Origin of the sequence: Methylovorus menthalis, from assembly GCF_020523625.1 — a bacterium.
Classification (GTDB): domain Bacteria; phylum Pseudomonadota; class Gammaproteobacteria; order Burkholderiales; family Methylophilaceae; genus Methylovorus; species Methylovorus menthalis.
In genome coordinates this window covers 24,897-43,433 of the sequence record NZ_JAJAQH010000005.1, presented here as the reverse complement: position 1 = coordinate 43,433, position 18,537 = coordinate 24,897, and the positions used below count along the sequence as shown (strand labels likewise).

The 18,537-nt window shown below is 49.1% G+C and carries 18 protein-coding genes and 1 riboswitch; of the genes, 15 read left to right on the top strand and 3 right to left on the bottom strand.

Annotated features, from left to right (window positions below):
- Position 1 precedes the first annotated feature (1 nt).
- The 12 genes from LG204_RS04805 to LG204_RS04750 all read left to right on the top strand — a co-directional run bounded on the left by LG204_RS04805 (position 2) and on the right by LG204_RS04750 (position 11,139).
- On the top strand, positions 2-1,030 hold the full coding sequence (locus LG204_RS04805; protein WP_230336204.1) for a glycosyltransferase: 1,029 nt from the start codon (positions 2-4) through the stop codon (positions 1,028-1,030).
- An 11-nt stretch (positions 1,031-1,041) separates the two neighbouring features.
- A complete protein-coding gene (locus LG204_RS04800; protein WP_230336203.1) occupies positions 1,042-2,070 on the top strand; it encodes a glycosyltransferase family 10 domain-containing protein in 1,029 nt (342 codons plus the stop codon).
- Positions 2,058-3,554, top strand: a complete 1,497-nt coding sequence (locus LG204_RS04795; RefSeq protein WP_230336202.1) for a hypothetical protein — start codon at positions 2,058-2,060, stop codon at positions 3,552-3,554. The genes LG204_RS04800 and LG204_RS04795 overlap by 13 nt, the downstream gene beginning before the upstream one ends.
- Before the next feature lie 11 nt (positions 3,555-3,565).
- Positions 3,566-4,633, top strand: a complete 1,068-nt coding sequence (locus LG204_RS04790; protein WP_230336201.1) for a glycosyltransferase family 4 protein — start codon at positions 3,566-3,568, stop codon at positions 4,631-4,633.
- Positions 4,590-5,831 carry a glycosyltransferase family 4 protein gene (locus LG204_RS04785; protein WP_230336200.1) on the top strand — a complete coding sequence of 414 codons (1,242 nt, stop codon included), beginning with the start codon at positions 4,590-4,592 and terminating at the stop codon, positions 5,829-5,831. The genes LG204_RS04790 and LG204_RS04785 overlap by 44 nt, the downstream gene beginning before the upstream one ends.
- Entirely contained in the window at positions 5,832-6,686 is an 855-nt protein-coding gene (locus tag LG204_RS04780) for a dTDP-4-dehydrorhamnose reductase family protein (RefSeq protein WP_230336199.1), read from the top strand.
- A 15-nt stretch (positions 6,687-6,701) separates the two neighbouring features.
- Positions 6,702-7,712 (top strand): polysaccharide biosynthesis protein, encoded by a 1,011-nt coding sequence (locus LG204_RS04775; protein ID WP_230336198.1) that lies wholly within the window; start codon positions 6,702-6,704, stop codon positions 7,710-7,712.
- Positions 7,705-8,835 (top strand): non-hydrolyzing UDP-N-acetylglucosamine 2-epimerase, encoded by a 1,131-nt coding sequence (gene wecB, locus LG204_RS04770; protein WP_230336197.1) that lies wholly within the window; start codon positions 7,705-7,707, stop codon positions 8,833-8,835. The genes LG204_RS04775 and wecB overlap by 8 nt, the downstream gene beginning before the upstream one ends.
- Before the next feature lie 4 nt (positions 8,836-8,839).
- Positions 8,840-9,790: a UDP-glucose 4-epimerase family protein gene (locus tag LG204_RS04765; protein WP_230336196.1), complete on the top strand. Its 951-nt coding sequence runs from the start codon at positions 8,840-8,842 to the stop codon at positions 9,788-9,790.
- Positions 9,787-10,347 carry a sugar transferase gene (locus LG204_RS04760; RefSeq protein WP_230336195.1) on the top strand — a complete coding sequence of 187 codons (561 nt, stop codon included), beginning with the start codon at positions 9,787-9,789 and terminating at the stop codon, positions 10,345-10,347. The genes LG204_RS04765 and LG204_RS04760 overlap by 4 nt, the downstream gene beginning before the upstream one ends.
- A gap of 193 nt (positions 10,348-10,540) precedes the next feature.
- Positions 10,541-10,870, top strand: coding sequence for a rhodanese-like domain-containing protein (locus tag LG204_RS04755; protein WP_230336194.1), 330 nt, complete (start codon positions 10,541-10,543; stop codon positions 10,868-10,870).
- 20 nt (positions 10,871-10,890) lie between these two features.
- The gene (locus LG204_RS04750; RefSeq protein WP_230336193.1) at positions 10,891-11,139 is read left to right on the top strand and encodes a sulfurtransferase TusA family protein; all 249 of its coding nucleotides are present in this window, start codon (positions 10,891-10,893) and stop codon (positions 11,137-11,139) included.
- Between the two features lie 9 nt (positions 11,140-11,148).
- On the opposite strand, the gene LG204_RS04745 is transcribed toward LG204_RS04750, so the two are convergent.
- On the bottom strand, positions 11,149-12,393 hold the full coding sequence (locus tag LG204_RS04745) for a DUF4124 domain-containing protein (RefSeq protein WP_230336192.1): 1,245 nt from the start codon (positions 12,391-12,393) through the stop codon (positions 11,149-11,151).
- Positions 12,394-12,494: 101 nt separating this feature from the next.
- A riboswitch (cyclic di-GMP riboswitch) is annotated at positions 12,495-12,579 on the bottom strand.
- Positions 12,580-12,688: 109 nt separating this feature from the next.
- Entirely contained in the window at positions 12,689-15,535 is a 2,847-nt protein-coding gene (locus tag LG204_RS04740) for a valine--tRNA ligase (protein WP_230336191.1), read from the bottom strand.
- Positions 15,536-15,713: 178 nt separating this feature from the next.
- On the opposite strand from LG204_RS04740, the gene LG204_RS04735 reads away from it, so the two are divergent.
- The 3 genes from LG204_RS04735 to LG204_RS04725 all read left to right on the top strand — a co-directional run bounded on the left by LG204_RS04735 (position 15,714) and on the right by LG204_RS04725 (position 17,789).
- Entirely contained in the window at positions 15,714-16,133 is a 420-nt protein-coding gene (locus tag LG204_RS04735; RefSeq protein WP_230336365.1) for an NfeD family protein, read from the top strand.
- Positions 16,134-16,196: 63 nt separating this feature from the next.
- Positions 16,197-17,042: an SPFH domain-containing protein gene (locus LG204_RS04730; protein ID WP_230336190.1), complete on the top strand. Its 846-nt coding sequence runs from the start codon at positions 16,197-16,199 to the stop codon at positions 17,040-17,042.
- A gap of 63 nt (positions 17,043-17,105) precedes the next feature.
- Entirely contained in the window at positions 17,106-17,789 is a 684-nt protein-coding gene (locus tag LG204_RS04725) for a multidrug transporter (RefSeq protein WP_230336189.1), read from the top strand.
- Here the strand turns inward: LG204_RS04725 and LG204_RS04720 are convergent.
- The gene (locus LG204_RS04720) at positions 17,786-18,535 is read right to left on the bottom strand and encodes a HesA/MoeB/ThiF family protein (RefSeq protein WP_230336188.1); all 750 of its coding nucleotides are present in this window, start codon (positions 18,533-18,535) and stop codon (positions 17,786-17,788) included. The genes LG204_RS04725 and LG204_RS04720 overlap by 4 nt on opposite strands.
- Between the last annotated feature and the right edge of the window lie 2 nt (positions 18,536-18,537).

Here is an 18,537-nt window from a genome sequence, read left to right as displayed (position 1 = left end):
AATGAATACCCAACTTCCCCTTGTGAGCATATGCATTCCGACATTTAATTCGGAAAAAACAATTCGGGAGACCTTGCTTTCGATTTTGAATCAATCCTACAAGAATTTGCGTATTCATGTTGTAGACAATGCTTCAGAAGACAGCACAGTATCAATTGCAGAATCAGTCGCTGATGAACGAGTTTTAATCCACCGTAATACTATTAATGTAGGCGGAGAAGGTAATTTTAATCGCTGCATACAGATAGCTTCTGGAAAATACACGGCTATCTTTCATGCGGATGATGTCTATGAACCAGACATAGTAGAAACTGAGGTAAGTTTTCTTGAGGCACACCCGGAGGTTGGAGCCACCTTCACTGAGGCACGCCTCATAGACGAAAATGGAGATCCAATTGGGGCTATCAAATTCCCAGCTGAAATGGTTTCAGCTGGAAACGTACATGACTTCCCTGCCTTGATGAAAGCAATATTACGACACTCAAATTTTCTTATCTGTCCTAGTGTGATGGCTCGTACATCGATATACAAGGATGAAATCAAGCAGTGGCGTGGCGATTTATTCAGATCATCTGCCGACCTGGATGTATGGTTACGAATAGCAAAGACGCATAAAGTCGGATTTATTCCGGCTCCTTTACTACGCTACCGTATCAGCAGCCATCAATTCTCAGCAAGAATACGGCTACAGACAGAAAGACCCGACTTTTTTCTGGTTGCCGACCACTATATCGCCGAACCACCCGTAAGGCGGGTGCTAAATGAGCAAGATATCGAGAACTATGATCGGCTGGATCGTCGTGACAGGGTAATGCGTGCCGTGAACTGTATCATTACTGGCAATATGCACAAAGCACCAGCCTTGCTGAATGATATTTTTTCTTGGAGTACCATCAAAGCTTCCATTCAGACAAAACGAGGGCTAGGTGTTATGTGTGCAGCCATCTATTTAAAACTATTGTTAATACTGAAAATGGAAAATTTTGGTCAACGATCCCTACAATATCTAAAGCATTTAATGCATAAGTAAGAAGGCGCTGAATGCAAAAAATTTATATTGATCCGTCCTACACCGTTTTCTACGAGGATCGCTTATTTGATGAATACAATCCTCAATTGAATCGCGATGACATGCTCTCGCCATTCGTTCGCCTGCGCGGCGCACTCGCTGAACAAGGTGCGGCCATTCATACTGCGGATTATCTATTCAAAAACGTCGAGTCAACACCCGAACCAAGTGACTATTACTCTCTTGGAATATCAAACAATTACTCGGCGCTAACTTCTCTATCAGCGGTGAATCTAAAGGCATTCGTTGTAATGGAACCTCCTGTTGTCGCTCCACATTTGTATCGTGAACTGCCAACGCTTACCTCTGCATTTGAACATGTTTATGTGCATAATACAGAAGGAGATGGATACTCGCTCGAAGGAGTTGATAGAAGTAAGCTCCGTCAGTTATTTTGGCCCCAACCAAGAGCAGACGTTATCGAGCCGCTATGGCAGAACAACCACCGACAGCACCGAATTGTAGTGATCAATAGCAACCTCAAACCGGTCTCCTTCCCGGGTGAGCTGTACAGTAAGCGCATCGAGACCATGGCAGCTCTCGCTAGTGTTAATGCTGTTGATCTTTATGGGCGCGGATGGGATAAATGGTGGTCAAGAAATGCAATGTGGTTACCATACTGGCGTAATAAGGGTGCCTTAAAGAGCATATATAAAGGAAGCTGCGTCTCGAAGTATGAAGTTATGAGCAAGTATAATTTTGCCCTCTGCTTTGAGAATATGGCGATGAAAGGATATGTCACTGAGAAAATATTTGACTGCCTCTATTCTGGAACTATCCCTATATATCTGGGTGCAACAGATATTACATCCCTGATTCCAGAAAATTGCTACATTGATTATCGAAACTATTCATCCGCAATACAAATGTGGCGGTACATCCAATCATTATCCATAGATGAAATTACAAAGATACGCCAAGCAGGAAGAGACTTTATTCTTAGTCCAGAATATAAAAATTACTACAACTCCATGCTTGATATTGTTAAATGTTACAAGTAACCATTGCCAATAAAGTCACTCCGTCCATAGGGAAAAGCCTTCTTATCGGTGGAGGAATGCTCACTCTATGGTGTGCACTTTATATTGTCGGGGTATCCCATTATCCAGGTTCTACATTTTCCTATTCATTATTTTCTTTTGTATTTCTATGTCTTTTAATTAGCGGACTCATACGACGTATAAGTTACGGATACACGTTTGTCGCAGGTATGCTGTTTTTAGGGTTCTGGATGAAGCTCACAGTTCATCTGTGGCTTAACTATGCATTTAGGGAGTCGACTGGAACATTCGACTACTCCGCTTACTCTTGGGATGAAACGTTAGATATCGCCAGCTATGCTGCCCTGTGCATTCTAGCCACCAGAATTCTTCTCCCAGTCATTGGGTTAAAGTCAGTAACAAACGTAGCCAATAAACAAGAAAAAGAACTGAAAGTTCTTTTATGGTATAGCCAGTGGCGGATACAACTATGGATTACATTACTGCTTTTTTGTATTTTCCTGGCAGTATTCAACGCTTCTTTTGGCATATTCCAAATTGGGCTTGTTCCTAGGACAATATTAGCATGGCCACTCAACGCTGTTATATCTTATCTTATAGGTCATGGATTATCCATTTTAACTTGCGTATTTTTATGGTGGGAAATTCTACTTAAGAAAGATATAAAATACTCCATATATTTTATTATAATAATAGCTTTTATTTCGACCACTTCCGTTTTAAGTCGAGGTATTTATATTTTCCAAACGCTACCTCAATTTTTTGCTGCATTTACAAATAGAAAAATAATAACAAACTTCTCTATCAAAAGTGTCCCTCTAATTTCAATCACATTTATAACATTACTTTTTGTATCAAACACCTCTGTTAATTTTCTTCGAGAGCATTACTATACTACTGTCAATATTCCCCATGCTTCCAATTCAGAAGCGACATTAACTTCAAAGCCTGCGCCCCATTTTGTAAATATTATCAGTGGAGTAGCATCCCTATTAGTTGACCGCTGGATCGGGATCGAAGGCCTAATGGTGCTTCAAGCACATTCTGAAAAAAGCCATGAACTATTCATTCATGGCTTACAAGAACATAGAAAAATAGGTACTGACACCCTATACTCAAGCATTAGTAAACCTAATTACTATTTGGTAGTAGACAAAAGTAAGTACCAGTTTTCAGAGATCCCAGGAGCAATAGCTTTTTGCTTTTTTTCGGGCAAATTCTGGGTAGTCGGTTTGGGCATGGTTCTGCTGACGGGCTTACTACTTATAAGTGAGGCCGCTGTTATGAAACTTACAGGAAATCCTATTTTGTGCGGTCTATGGGGGTGCTTGACAGCAAATTATTTTGCGCAAATGGGCGTTGCCCCTAAAGATGCTTTATTTCCGATGAGTATCACGGCTGTAGCCATCATTTTTGTTGGCTTTATACAGTCGGACTATTTTTTTAGAGCACTTTCAACCTTTAAAAAAATACACAAAAAATGATCAGTGCAATAATGCCAGAACGTTTATTTATTCATGCTACAAATGTTCATCAAGGCGGGGGGGCCACGTTACTATTATCGTTAGCTAGCGCTTTGGATAAGGATGTAGAAGTAATTTTGTGTTTAGACGAAAGAATGGTTTTCCCGGACGGTTCGCCGCACATTCAAGTAAAAAAAATCAAGCCATCCGTATTTCAAAGATTACGAGCTGAATGGTGGCTCAAAAAGAATGTAACCCAAAATGATTGCGTAATCTGCCTGGGGAATTTACCGCCGTTGTTTCGCTTACTCGGCGATGTAACCGTTTTTTTACAAAACCGCTATTTAGTCGAAGCAGTGAAACTCGATCATTTCCCATTAAAAACAAAACTAAGAATTATGATGGAGCGCCTGTGGTTGCGAACCCGGATATCAAACGTAGATGAGTTTGCAGTGCAGACTCCGTCAATGAAAAGATTACTGCAATCCATGACGGCAACGCCTATACACATGCTGCCATTCGTGACTCAGCAGGAGGGGTACACAAGATCAATTAAGACTACAGCGGAGACGCCGGAAAGAAATACAGCCGTTTTCCTTTACGTGGCCTCCGGAGAACCTCACAAAAACCATCGAAAACTAATTGAAGCGTGGTGCCTGCTGGCTGAGCAAGGAATATATCCATTGCTGAAATTAACATTGAACCAGTCCACCTCACCTGATCTATGTCGATGGATAGATGAGATGACAAAGCGGCATTCTCTTAATATCGAGAATCTCGGGACGCTGTCGCATGACCGTGTTCTTGAACATTACAGATGTGTTGATGCACTTATTTATCCATCAACATTCGAGTCCTTTGGCTTGCCATTGATAGAAGCACGACAGGCTAATCTGACTATTCTAGCCTCGGAACTGGATTACGTTCGCGATGTAATTGATCCCGAACAGTCATTTGACCCCGAATCAGCAATCTCTATCGCCAAGGCAGTTAAACGGTTTATGACTGTTCAAGAAACTCCATTGCCATTGCAAAATGCGAGCGCATTTCTTAAACATGTTTTTGAAAGATCCAGACAAAGTGCGCATTCTCATCGTTAGTCAATATTTCTGGCCGGAGGGGTTCCGCATCAATGAGGTTACCCGCACGCTTGTAGAGTCAGGGGAAGAGGTTGACGTACTAACAGGCAAGCCGAACTACCCTGAAGGGGTAATCTATCCAGGCTACAATTTCTGGAAATGTACTCATGAAAAAAACGCGGGCATAACTATCAGCCGCGTCCCTCTGATTCCGCGAGGAAAGAATAGTAAAATATGTCTGGCCCTTAACTATATATCCTTCATCATTTTTGGCACGCTCATTGGACCTTGGCTGAAACGGCGACAAAAATATGATGTGGTCTTTGTTTATGGAGTATCTCCACTACTGCAAGCCCTGCCTGGCTTACTTCTAGGTTGGATCAAGCGAGCACCCGTAGTTATTTGGGTGCAAGACTTGTGGCCTGAAAGTCTTTCCGCCACAGGCTATGTCAAGAATCGATTCGTGTTATGGGCGGTGGAGCAATTAGTACGATTTATTTATACACACGCCGACCTGTTGCTCGTGCAATCACGTGCCTTTATCGAACCGGTAAGTAAATTAGCTTCCGGCACGCCCATTAGGTACTATCCGAACTCGGTAGATGGCAGCTTTCTTCTCCGCACAAATGACAAAGTACCTGACGTTCCAGGGCTAGACGCGCCGTTCTCTGTCATGTTTGCAGGTAATATCGGTGCCGCGCAGGCAGTCCATGTGATTGTCGAAGCAGCAACCCATTTGAAAGACTATCCAGATATCCAGTTCATTGTTGTTGGTGACGGAAGTTGCCGCTTATCAATGCTAGAGCAAGTTAATAAGCGAGGACTGAAAAATCTTCATTTACCAGGTCGCTTCCCGGTAGAGTCTATGCCCGGTTTCATGCAAAAAGCGTCAGCCCTCCTCGTAACGCTTGCAGACAAAGAGATTTTTGCAGCGACTGTTCCGAATAAAATTCAAGCTTATATGGCTGCTGGTCGGCCGATCATTGCTTGCGTCAATGGCGAGGGGGCTCGTCTGGTGACTGAAGCACAAGCTGGCTTGGCAGTATCTGCCGAGAACTCTAAGGGATTGGCTGAGGCTGTTTTGCGTATGTATAACATGTCATCTGCCGAACGAAATAAAATGGCGGAAAATGCGCAAGCTTACTATCTTGAGCACTTCGCCCATGAAAAACTGGTTTCACAGCTGATCAGGCATTTTGAGGATATAAGGACACGTTAATTGAAGAAAATTTTGATTCTCGGGGCTAATGGCATGATTGGCAGCACTGTGCTTCGAGTTTTGGCCCAAAATAAAAACTGGGAAGTAACCGGTTCACTGCGTACTTCCCGAAAGCCAATAATACCTGGAACAAGCCAGGTGAGTTGGTTATACGGGGTCGAGCTGACGAACCAGGATCACCTCGCCCAGTTGCTGAACGAAGCAAAGCCCGATGTCATCGTAAATTGCGCGGGGCTGACCAAACACTTGCCAATGGGGAATGATCCCATTGCGGCTTTAAGCATCAATGCTTTGCTACCTCACCGGTTAGCAAAGCTATGCCAGCTTACGGGTGCTCGCCTGATTCACATAAGTACAGACTGTGTCTTTTCTGGGAAGAAGGGAAACTACCTGGAAGATGATCAATCGGATGCAACGGATATCTATGGAAAAACCAAGCATTTGGGAGAGGTGATCGCCCCTGGTGTTTTAACATTACGTACATCCACGATTGGTCACGAACTAGGTACTAAATTTGGCTTGCTAGAGTGGTTCTTATCCCAAGACACCTGCAAAGGATACCGAAATGCAATATTTTCAGGTCTTCCTTCCTTAGAGTTTGCCAAGGTCTTAAGAGATGTGGTTATTCCGGATAGCACGCTCGAAGGTCTGTACCATGTAGCTGCTCAACCAATTAACAAAGATGCGTTGCTTCGCTTGATAGCCAAGGTTTATCAAAAACAAGTTGAGATACAAACAGACGAGCAGATCACCATAGACAGGTCGTTGAGTTCGGAGAAATTTTCCAGCGCGACAGGCTACCGCGCCCCAGACTGGCATGAAATGATCGAAGCGATGCACAAGGATAAGGTTTAAGGAGTCATTCAAATTATGTTTGATAACAGTGTTCTATTGATAACCGGCGGTACAGGCTCCTTTGGGCAGACCGTGCTGAATCGCTTCTTAAATACGGGCGTCAAGGAAATCCGTATTTTCAGCAGGGATGAAAAAAAACAAGAAGATCTACGCATTGCATTCAATAGTTCAAAACTTCGCTTCTACATTGGGGATGTCCGTGATCCACTAAGTATTAGCCAGGCCATGAAAGGGGTTGATTATGTATTTCATGCGGCAGCCCTTAAACAAGTGCCTTCTTGTGAGTTCTATCCTATGGAAGCGGTTCGCACCAATGTGATAGGCACGGAGAATGTACTCAATGCTGCAACGGAAAATGGGGTGCGGAGGGTCGTTGTATTGAGCACTGACAAAGCCGTCTATCCCATTAACGCAATGGGTATTTCAAAAGCCATGGCTGAAAAAATCATGGTAGCAAAAGCACGCATGCAACGTACTGACGAAACCGTTTTTTGCGCGACTCGATACGGCAATGTGATGGCATCGCGTGGGTCCGTAATCCCGCTCTTTGTTAACCAGCTTAAATCTGGAAATCCCATCACGGTAACCGACCCACATATGACTCGCTTCTTGATGTCGCTCGAGGAGTCAGTCGATTTGGTGCTTTATGCATTCACTCACGGCCAGCAAGGCGACATTTTCGTCCAGAAAGCACCCGCCTCGACGGTCGGCGACTTAGCTGAAGCCCTTAAAGAGATATTCATGGCGAATACTTCTACTCGCGTGATCGGAACCCGCCATGGCGAAAAGCTCTATGAGTCATTGATTTCTCGTGAGGAAATGGCCCATGCGCAAGATATGGGCGGGTATTACCGCATCCCGGCTGACAATCGTGATTTAAATTACGCAAAATATTTCAGTGAAGGGGAAGAAAGTATCTCCCTTCTGGATGACTACACCTCACACAACACTCAGCGTCTCAATATCGAGCAAATCAAAGAATTGTTACTAAAACTAGATTACATCAAGGAAGAATTGCATGCTTAAGGTCATGACTATCGTGGGCACACGCCCAGAACTGATTAAGATGAGCAGAGTCATCGCCGAGTTCGATCAACACACCAAGCATGTGTTGGTTCACACTGGCCAAAACTATGACTATGAACTTAATCAACTGTTCTTCGAAGATCTGAGCATACGGAAACCAGATCATTTTCTGGAAGCAGTGGGAAATAACGCAGCGCAAACCATAGCTCGTGTCATTGAAAAAGCCGACGAGGTCTTAGAAAGTGAAAAACCCGATGCCATAATGCTGTATGGCGACACCAACTCCTGTCTGGCCGTCATTGCTGCCAAGCGTCGAAAAATTCCAGTATTTCACATGGAAGCGGGCAATCGCTGCTTTGATCAACGTGTTCCTGAGGAATTAAACCGCAAAGTACTTGACCACCTAAGCGATATAAACCTCGTTTTAACCGAACATGCACGTCGCTATCTGATTGCTGAAGGAGTAAGGCCTGAGACCATCATCAAAACTGGTTCCCACATGCGAGAAGTGCTTGATCATTACATGCCAAAAATAAAAGCGTCCAATGTAATCACCCAAATGGGATTAGAAAACGGGAAATTCTTTCTAGTCAGTACGCATCGAGAGGAAAATGTAGATACCCCAGAGAATCTGATTGATTTACTGGAGACATTAAACGCCTTGGCCGAGTCTTACGATCTACCAGTTATCGTTTCAACGCATCCTCGCACCAGGAAGCGCCTGGACATGCTGCAGGGAGTGCAAGCAGATGCTCGTATTCAATTCATGAAACCATTTGGCTTTTGCGATTACATACGCCTGCAGATGGAAGCGCTCTGTGTAATATCCGATAGCGGCACCATTACGGAGGAAGGCTCGCTTCTGAACTTGCCCGCCATCACGATCCGCAATGCGCATGAGCGCCCTGAAGGGATGGATGCGGGTACACTGATTATGGCTGGGCTGAAAAAAGAACGTGTACTTGATGCCGTCCGTATAACAATAGCGCAACATGATCCTCTCAAGCATCCGGTTAGACACGTCCATGATTACGAGAACCCAGCAGTCTCTAAACAAGTGCTTCGCATCGTAGAAAGCTACACCGACTACGTGAATCGAACTGTGTGGCACAAGGCACCCTAATGCAATGACGATGTTGGTTACAGGTGCAAATGGGTTCGTCGGCACGGCACTTTGCACAAGACTGCTGAAAGAAAATGTCACCGTTCGCGGTGCTGTGCGCTCCTCTGTGCAGCTACTACGAGATATGGAGATTGCTCATTCGGACGAGATCACTGCTCAAACCGATTGGGCGGCCCCACTATGGGATGTAAAAACCGTGGTTCATCTCGCCGCGCGCGTGCATGTCATGTCAGAGCACAGCGAAGATGCCTTGAGTGAATTTCGTTACATCAATGTCGAAGCCACCCTCAATCTGGCGCGACAAGCAGCGGCACTGGGTGTGAAACGGTTTATTTTCCTCAGTTCCATCAAGGTGAATGGCGAATCAACAGAACCTGGCCACGCTTACTCTGCCGATGACATTCCCGCGCCAGCAGATGCATATGGAATTTCAAAATATGAAGCGGAGCAAGCGTTGCTAAATCTGGCGGCAGAGACTGGCATGGAGGTCGTGATCATCCGCCCCCCGTTAGTTTATGGCCCGGGGGTAAAAGCCAACTTTGCTACCATGATGCGCTGGCTGGATCATGGTATTCCATTGCCACTGGCGGCGGTTACCGATAATCGGCGCAGCCTGGTAGCATTGGATAATCTGGTAGATCTGATTGTCACTTGTCTCGATCACCCTGCTGCTGCCAATGAGATATTTCTGGTGAGTGATGGTGAGGATATCTCCACCGCCGATCTATTAAGGCGCATGGGGCAAGCGTCAGGTAAATCGGCACGACTGTTTTTTGTGCCCCTGCCTTTACTCAGGCTTGGTGCCGCATTGCTGAATAAATCCAGTTTTTTTCAGCGCCTGTGCGGCTCGTTGCAAGTCGATATACATAAGACTCAACGCATATTGGGATGGAGTCCAAAAATCACTCTCGATGAAGGGTTACGACGTTCAGCGCAAGCCAAGGATGACGTATGAAACGAGTATTTGATTTGGCATTAGCCTTGATTGCCGCAACATTGCTGGTTTTCCCCATTTTAGCCGTCGCGCTTGCCATTCGTCTCACCTCCCCCGGCCCGGTGCTTTACTGGAGTGACCGAGTGGGGCGGTATAACCGCATTTTCAAAATGCCGAAATTCCGTAGCATGCGTATCGATACCCCTGCCGTGGCGACACACCTGCTGGATGATCCGGCGCGGTGGCTGACACCGATAGGAGGGTTTTTGCGTAAATCCAGCCTGGATGAGTTGCCGCAACTGTGGAGCATATTCAAGGGTGACATGAGCTTTGTCGGGCCACGTCCGGCCTTGTTCAATCAGGATGACCTGGTTGCATTACGCACCGATATGGGCGTGGACAAAATGGTGCCTGGGCTGACTGGCTGGGCACAGGTAAATGGCCGGGATGAGCTGCCTATTCCGCAAAAAGTACAACTGGATGCCGAATACCTGCACAAGAAATCGCTGATCTTTGACTTGAAAATACTCTGGATGACAGCACTTAAAGTGCTAACAAGAGACGGCGTATCGCATTAACGCTAAAATCGTCGCCTCAAGTGCTTGGCGTCACATCACCAGCGGAGCTGTGACCATTGGGTAAAAAAACTAAGACTATTCTTCCTTACTCAATTTGGCTGGATCTCGTCGTAAGAAGATATCGACTGTTTTATGCATCCTCTCCGCGTTAAGTCGACGCCGTTGCACACCACTTTTCTGTTTAGGCCCCACCATGACAACTCATAAAGACATAGACGCCGCCGAACTGTTTTCCCTCCTAGAGAAAGGCAATCTGCGATTGATTGATGTACGCAACGCGGATGAAGTCGCTCGCGGCATCATCGCTGGCGCAACTCATATTCCGCTATCCATCATTGCTGCCAGCGTGGATGATTTGACTGGGGGAAGCGAGACGCTGGTTTTTTACTGCCATAGCGGCATCCGCTCAGGACAGGCTGCATCGTTTATTGCCAGCCATGGTCGGGAGCATGTGTATAACCTGCAGGGCGGTGTATTGGCATGGGGAAGGGCTGGGTTTCCCTTTGCCCCACCTCAATCCTGATAGTGAAAGAGACGTATCAAATGGAATTCACAAAAGAACTGGATGCACGTGGCTTGAAATGCCCGCTCCCCATTTTGCGCTGTAAAAAAGGTTTGGCCGAGCTAGAGCCCGGCCAAGTGTTGAAGGTATTGGCAACCGACCCTGGGTCGGTAAAAGATTTTCAGGCGTTCTGCAAACAGACCGGCCATGAAATGCTTGCCCTGCAAGAGCCGGATGAGGCTATGCAGGACAAGGTGTTTACATTTCACATCCGCAAACGGACGAGTTAAGCCGTTTAATTACTTGCTCGTGGTTTGAGGCTTGCCGTAATCCATGGGCAGGAATTGCAGACGATCCCAAGGGAAACCTTCCATGACCGAATAATTCGGCTTGTTCTCAAACAAGGCTGGGTAAGGATTTGGCTTTCCAAGCTTCGTATAAGAGTATGCATTTTGTGCACGGAGTGAAATTGAGCCAGCTTTATCCCACACCACGAAGCCATAAGTCTGTGCCGCTTTGGCAATAATTTTCCCGGCTTTGCTCAACTTCAATGAATTCACATCAATGCTAGGATCCAGGCGGAAACGTTGGCCTTCTGCAATTCGATAAGCTAATTTATTACCGTTCCAGCCATCCGAGCGATTAGCTGGCCAAGAGAACAGGTTGTAATGTTCGGTATCTACCAATGCTATGCCGATAGCATGCTTAATTTCGCCGCGCTCCAGCTCCTCAGCGGTAATTTGCCCGCCCAGGAACGGTAGGCTGGTAGCCGTTGTACCATAGTACTTGTAAAACACACCATTGCTCTTGGATGCATTTGGCAGGCTTCCACCCCAGCATGCGTACCACACGCCATTTTCTTTCTTGGCTTTCCAAAACTCCCATACGGTGTCTGTAGAGGGCTGATAAACCGTCATCTCCATATCAGTACCTTCTGCAGGAACCGCATAGCTAGGCACTGGGACGCTAGCCCACTGTGTGAGTAGGCCAGAGTCCTTATAGCCTTTATTTTGGCAATCCCATTGATTCACTCTTACAGGAGTAGTTTTATTATCCGCGACATACACTGGGCTTGAGTATTTGGAGGTGTTGATCGTGACCGTACCATAGTAGGCTTTTTTCTGACGCAGAAACTCTTGTGTGTATTGAGCCGTATAGGGGTGGAGTTCTACCTCTTTAGGAATAGGGGTGTACCAGAAGCTATCGGGGGAAAATACAGCATCGGTGACCAGCGCATTTGCCTTGACCGCAGCTGCCGCGGCTTTTACAGCAGCAGCCTTCTCAGCAGCAGCCTTGGCTTCAGCGGCCGCCTTTTCTGCGGCAGCTTTGGCAGCGGCCTCTTTCGCCGCTTGCGCAGCGAGTGCGGCTTTTGTTGCTTCTTGCGCTTGCTTGGCAGCGTCTGCACACATAAAGGGCATATTGGTATAAATCGTTTTGCCTGATGTGCCCGTGCACTTGATGTAGTCCGCAGCTTGAGCAGTCATTCCTGCGGTGCTGGCCATGATACTGATCGCAGCCAATATTGCGTTTCTGGGGTTCATCATGTCGTCCTCTCGTCTTGCATCCATAGTGTTCTTTAACGGTGTTAAGAACAAAAAATTGAATATTTTGCGAAAAGGCGGTCTGCCGGTTGGCTTACGGGAGGGGTGGCGGCTCCGCTATCATAGATTTCTCCTTAGACCGGAAGCTTTGCGTCTCCGTTCTTTCAAACGGGTTTGCCTTTTCATGTGTCTATTAACGCCCCGCCATCGGGTAAAGTCAACGCACTATCTGCTTGTTTAAAAAGGACTGACACTTTTGGTCAGTCAATGACGGTCGCATCATGCAGCCGTCATTTGATTAAACTAAACGCGCCAATTGGGATTGCAGCTTGTCCACCGTAGCCTGGAAGCCCGCCAGACGTTCCCGCTCTTGCGCCACCACGGCCGCAGGGGCGCGATCCACAAAACTCGCATTGCCCAGTTTGGCCTCAGCTTTACTGACTTCGGTTTGGAGGCGGGTAATTTCCTTGCTGAGGCGTTCTTTTTCCGCAGCAACGTCCACTTCAATCTTCAGCATCAGGCGGAAGTCACCCGCCAGCGCAACCGGCGCATCGACCTGCGGCAGCTCGGTAACAATCTCAACCTCGGCAAGCTTCGCCAGCGCTTTAATATGCGGCGCATAGGCTTGCAAGGCTGATGTGTCGCCCGCCGCGATCAGCGGCACGCGCGTCGCGGGTGAAATCCCCATCTCACCGCGCAAGCTGCGGCACGCGTCGACCGCTTGTTTCAACAGGGCCACCCAAGCCTCCGCCTGCTCGTCAATCTTGCCTGGCTGCGATTTCGGGTAGGCCTGCAGCATGATGCTGGGGCCAGGTTGATTCATGTCACGGCCAGACAATGGGCCCACGGTTTGCCAGATTTCTTCGGTGATGAATGGCATGATGGGGTGCGCAAGACGCAGGATAGTTTCCAGCACACGCAGCAAGGTACGGCGTGTGGCGCGTTGTTCAGCCTCGGTACCAGTTTGCAATTGGGTCTTGGCAATCTCCAGATACCAGTCGCAATACTCGTCCCACACAAATTTGTAGATGCTTTGCGCGATCAGGTCAAAACGGTAATCGGCAAAACCACGCTCGATATCGGCCTCCACCTTTTGCAGCACGCTGACAATCCAGCGGTCCGCCTGTGAAAAACTGAGATAGCCTTCAGGCTTGGTTTTGCAATCTTCCAGGCCGCAATCCTGCCCCTCGGTGTTCATCAGCACAAAGCGCGTGGCATTCCACAGCTTGTTGCAGAAGTTGCGATAGCCTTCGCAGCGCTGCAGGTCAAACTTGATATCGCGACCCGGCGAAGCCAGGCTGGCAAAGGTAAAGCGCAGCGCATCCGTACCATAAGCGGCAATCCCTTCCGGGAATTCCTTGCAGGTACGCTTCTCGATCTTTTCCGCATCCTTGGGGTTCATGAGCCCAGTTGTGCGCTTCTTGATCAGCGCATCCAGATCAATGCCGTCGATCAGGTCGATCGGGTCCAGCACATTACCCTTGGATTTGGACATCTTCTGTCCTTCCGCATCGCGGATTAGGCCATGCACATACACATGCTTGAACGGAATCTTGCCAGTGAGGTGCGTGGTCATCATGACCATGCGCGCCACCCAGAAGAAAATAATGTCAAAGCCGGTGACCAGCACGCTGGATGGCAGGTATTGCTGCAGGGCCTGATTGGCAGCATCCAAGGCTTCATCGCCTGTCCAGTCCAGGGTGGAGAACGGCCATAGCGCGGAGGAGTACCAGGTATCCAGTACGTCATCATCGCGCTTCAAATGGCCGGTATAGCCATCCTTTGCGGCCAGGGCTTGTGCTTCGTCCGCATCATGCGCGACATACACCTTGCCACTGTCCGTATACCAGGCCGGGATCTGATGCCCCCACCACAGCTGGCGCGAAATACACCAATCCTGAATATTGTTAAGCCACTGGTTATAGGTGTTCACCCAGTTTTCGGGGTAGAACTTGATCTGACCGTCGGCTACCACCTCCAGCGCTTTTTGCGTAATGCTCTTGCCATCGGCAGCAGGCTTGCTCATGGCGACAAACCATTGGTCCGTCAGCATGGGCTCAATCACCACACCAGTGCGGTCACCACGTGGCACTTTGAGTTTGTGCTTGTCGACCTTGACCAGAAAACCTTGGGCTTCCAGATCAGCCACTACCTGCTTGCGGGCAGCAAAGCGCTCCAGACCACGATAGCTTTCAGGCGCATTCTCGTTGACGAAGCCTTTGAGATCGAGGATGCCGATCATCGGCAAGCCATGACGCTGCCCCACCGCATAGTCATTAAAGTCGTGCGCAGGCGTCACCTTGACCACGCCGGTACCGAACTCGCGGTCCACATAGTCATCGGCGATGATCGGTATCTCGCGATCACACAACGGCAGTTTGACGGTCTTGCCGATCAGATGCGCGTAGCGTTCGTCTTCGGGGTGCACCATCACCGCCACGTCACCCAGCATGGTTTCAGGGCGGGTGGTTGCCACCGTCAGATGCCCGGAGCCATCGGCCAGCGGGTAGTTGATGTGCCACATGGAGCCGTCTTCTTCTTCCTGTACTACTTCCAGGTCAGAGACCGCCGTGCCCAGCTTTACATCCCAGTTCACCAGGCGCTTGCCGCGGTAAATCAGGCCTTCGTTATACAGGCAGACAAAACTCTCGGTCACCACCTTATTAAGGCCGACATCCATGGTGAAGCGCTCGCGACTCCAGTCTGGCGATGTGCCCAGGCGACGCATCTGCTGGGTAATGGTGCCGCCAGAGTATTCTTTCCACTCCCACACTTTTTCCAGGAATTTTTCGCGGCCGAGGTCATGTCGGCTCACGCCTTGCGCATCCAGCTGGCGCTCCACGACAATTTGCGTGGCGATGCCGGCGTGATCGGTACCTGGCTGCCACAAGGTATTGTCGCCGCGCATGCGGTGATAGCGCGTCAGGGCATCCATGATGGTCTGGTTGAAACCATGGCCCATGTGCAGGGTGCCCGTGACATTGGGCGGGGGTAGCAAGATGCAGAAATTGTCCGATTTGGACGCATCCATGCCAGCCGCGTAATACCCGTGGGATTCCCAGAATTGATACCATTTGCTTTCGAGCGCCTTGGGGTCAAAAGCCTTGGCTAAAGTGTCTGCGTTTTCAGTGGTTTGAGTATTCATAGGTGGGGGATTTTACCACAGCCCCTGCTTGGCTGGCCTGCCCTTGCCCGAGATTCATGCAGCATGATCCCCGCCGCAATTGACGCGAATCAGAGAGTTTGGGTTAGGATATGACTTTGCCTGTTTACAAACGAGGTGACGATTGGACGCAGTCTGGATTTGGGGGATTTTCGGATTGGTGCTGCTCTCAGCCGAGCTGGCAACGGGCACGCTTTACATTCTATGGTTTGGCCTTGCGGCCTTGATCATCAGCGGGCTGTTATGGCTGTTCCCCGGCATTTCCCTCGCGGTGCAACTCTTGCTCTTCGCGGGTCTTTCGCTCAGCACCTTGCTCATCTGGAAAAAATTTGAACGCCGGCAACCGGCCGCCTCCCGCCTGGGGCAATCCCAAGGGGAAGAAATTGGCCGCACCGGGCATATTGTCGTCGCGGTCAGTCCCGAGCAATGCGGACGTATCCGCTTCTCCCAGGGCGTGATGGGCAGCAAGGAGTGGACGGCTATTTCCAGCCAGACACTGGCCGTGGGGGATGAAGCCATGATTACCAGCATTGAAGGCAACGCCCTGCGCGTAAAAAAATCCGGCCCCGCTGGCGGATGACGTTAAACATGGTCCTGAGGCAATATTGACCATCATCAAGCAACTCCAAATAAGGAAACTGAAATGACAGAACTCATGCTGGCCCTGATCGTGCTGGTCATCATCGCCATCTGGAAAGGCCTGCGCATCGTGCCGCAGGGCGAAGAATGGGTAGTTGAACGCCTGGGCCGGTTTAATCGCGTGCTGATGCCCGGGCTTAATCTCATCATCCCGTTTATCTATGAGGTGCGTTACAAGGTCACCACCAAAGACATCATTCTGGATGTGCCGCAGCAGGAAGTGATCACGCGGGACAATGCAGTGATCCTGGCGAATGCGGTGTCGTTCATCAAGGTCAGCAATATTGAGCGTTCGGTGTATGGCATTGAAGATTTCCGCGAAGCCATGCGCAACATGGTGCAGACCAGCCTGCGTTCCATCATTGGTGGCATGGATCTGAACCAGGCACTCACCTCGCGTGACCGCATCAAGGCCGAGCTGAAAGAAGCGATTGCCGATGAAGCGCTGGACTGGGGCCTCACTGTGAAGTCGGTAGAGATTCAGGACATCAAGCCCTCCCCCAACATGCAGCAAGCGATGGAAATGCAGGCTTCCGCCGACCGTGAGCGGGTAGCGCTGGTGACACGCTCCGAAGGTGAGAAGCAGGCCATTATCCTGAACGCCGAAGCCCGCCTCGAAGCCGCCCGTAAAGATGCCGAAGGGCAAATGGTCGCCGCGCAGGCGTCGGCCGAAGCGATTCGCTTGATTGCCGAAGCCGTGAAAGAGAACAACAGCTCGGCAACCTTCCTGCTTGGCGATCGCTATATTCAGGCGCTGCAGCGCATGGGTGAGTCAGAAAACAGCAAGATTGTGGCGTTGCCTGGGGATATCGTCAGCGCCATTCGAGCCATTGTGGGAGGCAAAAGCTGACATAAGCCATATCTAAGCACGCAGCAATAGCGTGCAGATTGGATAATAAAAGGGGGATGGGGAATGAAAACAACACTCGTTGCAACGCGTGCTTTTCTGCTCATTGCGATCACGCTAGTGCTAGCCAGCCTGGTAACTCAAGGCATCAAATACTTTACGGGGCATGGCTCGTTGATGGGCATGACGCATCTCTTCAACCTGAATGCTGAAGTCAATGTCCCCACCTTTTACTCGGTGGTGCTCCTCCTCACATGCAGTGGTTTGCTGGGTTTGATCGCTTATCTTAAACGCGCCCAGCGCGCACCTTATACCCTGCACTGGCAAATCCTGTCGGCGGGCTTTCTGCTGATGGCGGCTGATGAGTTCATGAGCTTTCATGAGATTTTCACCAGCATTACCCACAGGCAACTTCACCTGGAAAACAGCGTATGGCTCAAGTTTTCCTGGGTGATTCCCGGCTTGCTGGTCATTGCGCTTATCGGCATATCGTATGTGCGCTTTCTGCAGCACCTTAGCCGCACTCACCGTATACGCTTTCTACTTGCTGGTGGTATTTACTGCACGGCGATTATTGGTTTGGAAACGCTGGGAGGACGCTACGCAGCCCTGCATGGCGTGGACGACTTCTGCTACAGCCTGCTTACCACCTTGGAAGAAGGGTTGGAGATGTTAGGCCTGATCCTGTTCATCAATGCCCTGCTGCACTATATCGCAGAGCAATACCCTTACATACGCATCCGCCCCTAAGAAGGATGACAAACGCTGCAGGTGGGGTCACGTTGCAGGCGCAGGCTGCGCCACTCCATAGTCAATACATCGAGCAATAGCAGGCGCCCCTGCAGACTCTGGCCTATGCCCATCAAGAGCTTCATGGCTTCGGCGGCCTGCGTTGTGCCTATCATGCCCACCAGCGGCGCAAATACACCGTTTTCAGCGCAACGCAGCGCATCATCGGCACCGGTATCCGGGTAGAGGCAATGGTAGCAGGGGCTGTTTTCCTGCCGGAAATCAAACACTGTAATCTGGCCTTCAAAGCCGATGGCCGCCCCGGAAACCAGCGGTTTTTTTTCCGCCAGGCATATACGGTTCAACGCATAGCGCGTGGCAAAATTATCACTGCAGTCGATCACGACATCGGCGTTGCTTACCAGTGCCGTTAAGGAAGCTTCTGTCGATTTTTCGCGGATGGTCACTACCTCAACTTCCGGATTCAATGCATGCAAGGCTTGTTGGGCAGACTCCGCTTTGTTGATGCCCACAGAGGCCGTGGTATGAATAATCTGCCGCTGCAGATTGGTCATATCCACCGTATCAAAATCACAGATTGTCAGCTTGCCGGTACCGCCGGCCGCCATATACATTGCCACCGGCGCCCCCAACCCACCCGCCCCCACGATCAAGGCGTGACTGTTGACGAGTTGCTCCTGCCCCTCGTAACCGATATTGGGCAAGAGGATATGGCGGCTATAGCGCAAAAGTTGGTTGTCGTTCATAC